This window comes from Actinopolymorpha sp. B9G3, assembly GCF_040120725.1.
Lineage (GTDB): Bacteria > Actinomycetota > Actinomycetes > Propionibacteriales > Actinopolymorphaceae > Thermasporomyces.
In genome coordinates this window covers 1-4,377 of record NZ_JBEEAB010000058.1, presented here as the reverse complement: position 1 = coordinate 4,377, position 4,377 = coordinate 1, and the positions used below count along the sequence as shown (strand labels likewise).

The 4,377-nt window shown below is 71.1% G+C and carries 4 protein-coding genes; all 4 read right to left on the bottom strand.

All coding sequences use genetic code 11. The annotated features are described in order from the left end of the window. Positions 1-226 precede the first annotated feature (226 nt). Positions 227-1,165 (bottom strand): NAD(P)-dependent oxidoreductase, encoded by a 939-nt coding sequence (locus ABNF93_RS34465; protein WP_349332461.1) that lies wholly within the window; start codon positions 1,163-1,165, stop codon positions 227-229. 67 nt (positions 1,166-1,232) lie between these two features. Then, complete coding sequence (locus ABNF93_RS34460) at positions 1,233-2,726, bottom strand: four-carbon acid sugar kinase family protein (RefSeq protein WP_349332460.1); 1,494 nt, start codon at positions 2,724-2,726, stop codon at positions 1,233-1,235. 375 nt (positions 2,727-3,101) lie between these two features. Beyond that, positions 3,102-4,058, bottom strand: coding sequence for a hypothetical protein (locus tag ABNF93_RS34455; RefSeq protein ID WP_349332459.1), 957 nt, complete (start codon positions 4,056-4,058; stop codon positions 3,102-3,104). Positions 4,059-4,184: 126 nt separating this feature from the next. Continuing rightward, positions 4,185-4,377: hypothetical protein (locus ABNF93_RS34450; protein WP_349332458.1), on the bottom strand; the 193-nt coding region annotated here is incomplete at its 5' end.

Below are 4,377 nucleotides of genomic sequence, written 5' to 3'. Positions count from 1 at the left end.
ACCGCACCGACCGCACCGTTGATGACAGCTGTGTCATAACCGAAGAGAAAGCCGCCGAGCGCCGCCGCCGCGGCGACCGGGGCGACCCTGCCGGTCGGCCCCGCGGGTGCACCCGGGGGTTCGGTCAGCTGCCTGGTCATGCCAGGTTCCTCCCCGTCCGGGGAGGATCGCACGCCTGAGGTGCGCCGTAGGGTACGCCGTTGGTGCCGTCCCAAGCGCCGTCCCGTCAGGCGCCGCCCCCTTCGTGCTTGCCGCGCAGCAGTTCGATCACGGCCGAGTCGTCGAGTCGGCCGAGCCCTGCCCGACGGCCCGCGAGGTAGAGCTGTTCGGCCGTGGTGGCGAGCGGTGTCGGGTAGTCGGCCGCCCGTGCCGCGTCAGTGACGAGGCCCATGTCCTTGACGAAGATGTCCAGCGCGCTCCTGGGCTGGTCGAAAGGCCCGTGCAGCATGCGTTCGCCCCGGTCGTCAAGGATGAACGACGCCGCCGCGCCGTGCCGGATGATCTCCCAGCACGCGCCCGCGTCGAGCCCGATCGCCTCGGCAAACGCCAACGCCTCAGCCGCGACCGCAATGTGTACGCCGCAAAGCAGCTGGTTGACCAGCTTCACCTTCTGGCCGTCTCCCGCCGTCGGACCGGCGAGGGGTGCCCGGCTGGCGAGGACGTCGAGCAGCGGTTGTACGCGGGTCACAGCGGCCTCGGGTCCGCTCACCATCGCGACGAGTTCGCCGGCCGCCGCCCGGGCGGTGCCGCCGGAGACCGGTGCGTCGACCAGCTCCACGCCGCGCTTGCGCTCGGCGAGCCGGTGTGCCCACGACCGCACCGCCGCGGGGCCGACCGTGGCAAGGACGAGTACGACCGAACCGGCTGCGAGTGCCGCTGCCGCGCCGCCGCCGGCCTGGCCCGTGCCCGCAACATCGCCGTCGCCGTCGCCGTTGCCGAAGAGCACGGACTCGGCCTGGTCTGGCGTCGCGACCATGATCGCCAGCACCTCCGCCCCGTCGGCCACGGCGGCGGCTGAGGTTCCGGTGCGTACGCCCGCGTCCGCGAGGGCCTCGGCGCGAGCGGGGTCGATGTCATACGCCGTCACGTGGTGCCCCGCCGCCGCCAGGCATGACGCCATCGGTGACCCCATCGCACCCAGCCCGACCCATCCGACGTCTGTCATGTGCACCTCTTCTCGTGTGGCGTCGCGCTTGTGTGGCGCATTTCCTACGGCTTCGCGGTTCGCGGGCTCACCTGCTCCCGCGCAGGGTGTCGACGACCTCGGCGAGCGTGTTCTCATCGCCGACGTTGCCGGCGAAGACGACGTACGGAACCTCGATGACCTCGGGTGCGGCCCGCAGCGGCCGCCACACCGACACCATCCCGTCGAACAGTTGGCCGGCCACCTCGGCGCGGCGGATCTCCAGCGCCCGCACCGCGACGTCGTGGGACGTGATGCCACCCTTCGCGACGTACCACGCCGGCGCGGCGGCTGCCCGCGCACCGCGTACGACGTCCACGACCGCGGCGGACACGGTGCGGGCGATGTCGAGGCTGGAGAGCGCGTCGTGACCGCGGCTGAGCGTACGGCTGGTGGCGAGGAGGACGTCGGCATTCTGCAGCGCGGTGACCACCCGCGCGGTGACCGTGGCGACGTGGCCGTCACGACGCGTCGGGTCGATGACAGCCGTGACGTCCAGGTCCACCTCTTTGAACCCCCCGCGCCCACGGGCCGCCGCCACCTGACGACTGGTCAGGCCGACATGGGAGCCGACGACCACGAGACCGTGGGACGTCGCGGTGGGATGGGTGGCGTTCGGGCCGGCCTTGCGCCCGGCATCCCGGAGTTGCGCGGATGTCAGCGGAGGTTGCGGATCGAGTCCGGTGAGCGCGCGGACGAACGACGGCGCCGTGCGGTGGAGAAACGACCGGCCGGCCGCTTCGGCGTCGAGCAGTCCGAGGACGACCACGTCGAGGTCGGCGTCCTCGAGGCAGTTGACGACGACGAACGCCCCGTCGCTCACGGCGGTCAGGACTTCTGCGACCCTCGCCGGTCCGCCCAGCCGGATGTCCTCGATGCTGAGGCTGTGCACGTCTGCCGGGCGTACTGTGCCGGCGCTCTTCTCCGCCACCCACTCGCACAGGTTCGACGCGCTGTAGCCGAACGTCGCGTCCCGTGCGTACTCGGTCTCGCCGACGGGCAGGAGCTCCCCGCCGACCCGTGCCCAGTGGACGTCGCCGGCCGTACAGCGCCCCGCGTCGAAGTAGGCGGGTACGACGAGTACGCCGTCGTAGCCACGGCCGGTCACCTCCCGGCGGGCTTCCGTCAGGGCACCGACCTCGGCCCTGAGGTGCCCGCGCAGGGTCGAGTCGCTGCGGCTGACGATCTCCACGGGTGCGCCGAGCCGCGCGGCAAGGTGGTGGAGGCGACGGCCGATCGCGGCGTTCAGCGTCGCCGCCTCCGGCTCGGGCATGCTGCGGCTGTTGGTGAGCAGGAACGCGCAGGAGCCGGGTGCGTCGAGCGCCGAGGCGAACTCGGTGTCTTCCAGGACTGTCACCACGGCGACGCCGTGCATGTTCTGCGAGCCGGTCGGGTCGTCGTCGACGACCGCGATCCGGCGGCCGTGCTTGGCGTGTGAGGCGCGGATCCGCTGGCGGGCACCGGGCTCGATCCTTGGCGGCGGGAGGTCCGCGAAGCCGTGTGCTGCCGGGATGGTCCCGCCGGTTGACCCGCTCGCCGCCACGCCCTACGCCTCCCAGCCCGCATCGCCCGGTCTGCTCGCGTCCAGGGGCAGTATGTCCCGGCGCCGGGGGTCCGGCGCCAGGTTCTGTCCACCGCCAGCCACCATCCACGCTCGCCACCGCCCGCCACCGTCCACCACCGTCCACCGTCCACCGTCCACCGCCCGCCACCGTCCACCGTCCACCGCTCGCCACCGCCCGCCACCGTCCACCGCCAGGTCTCCGGTCCAGCGCCGGCGGCCACGTTCCCGACGCCGGGCGACGGTTGTGAGACCAGAGAAGCGTCCATGATCATGCGCGAGAAAGCGGGGTCAGCGCCGGTAGAAACCGCTAGTTTCCCGCGCATGATCATGAAAGCGTCAGCTCCTCCTCGCGGGTCAGGCTGCCAGGGAACGAGGGAGGAGGTGGGTCTCCCAGCTGTGGTCGAGCTCGGCCGGGACCACCGGATGCCCTCGTGCCACCAAGGCGTCGCGGATCCGCAGGAGCGTGAGGTGTGGCGAATGAAAGATGTCCTCTGACGTCAGCACGATGACGCGCCAGCCAAGCTCGCGGAGCAGGTCGCGGGTGGTCAGGTCCCTTCGCCACTTGCCTCGGAGTTTGTGGTGGAGCTCCCCGTCGTACTCGATCGCGATGCGTTGAGCCCGATACCGCAAGTCGACTGTCGCCACCCACTGGCCGTCGTCGTCAAGGACGGGCGAGCCAGGATCCGGAGATGGCAGCCCGGCGAGGACGATCAGCAAACGGACCCGCGTCTCCATCGGAGAGTCGACCCGCGGCCGTGCCAGGGCGGCGACTTTCCGGGCGAGCACGATCCCTCGACGGCCAGTCGCCGAACCCGTGACATCGGCGAGCGCCTTCGTCGTCGTGAATCCGCGTCGCACCATGGCGTCGGCCAGGATGGTCAGGTCGACCAGCGACAGTTGGCCGGCAAGATCGAGGAAGGTCCGCTCGGGCGTCGTGACCGGGAAACCATCGAAGTTTCGTGCCGGCACGGCCGACGACTGGTGAGTCACGACGCCGGCGACAGCCCGCCTGGATACGTGGCGCGGGAGAGTGACGTGCAGAGGAGGTACGCCTACGCCCGGGATCGGCAGGTGCATGACCTGCGCCGCCGTCTGGTGGCTGAACACGGCGGACTCCGGCAAGACCAGCCGGGCGGCCGCGAGTCGGAGGCCGAGCGTGTCCGGCACGTCGGCGCCGACATAGACCGATCGAAGTACGCGGCGAAAGCGCCCGCTGCGGAGGCTGTCCGCGGACAGGCCGTGCCGCCGCGCATCGAGGAGTCGAAACGGTTGGCCACGCAACGCGGGCGGAAGGTGGGGAGGACTGGGCACGCGGATGATCTTCCCTCCGCCCACCGACATCTCCGTCGCAAGTTGGCGGGATCGGCCGGCACTCATGACCATGCGCGGGAATGCGGTGGTCAGCGCCGGTAGAAACCGCCGGTTTCCCGCGCATGATCATTGCCGAGGCCGACGGAACCGGGTCCCGGCAGTAGCTCGAGTCGGCCAATGCAGCGTTGACCGGTGCAGCATCGGCCAGTGCAGCATCGGCCAGTGCAGCATCGGCCAGTGCAGCATCGGCCAGTGCAGCATCGGCCAGTGCAGCATCGGCCAGTGCAGCATCGGCCAGTGCAGCATCGGCCAGTGCAGC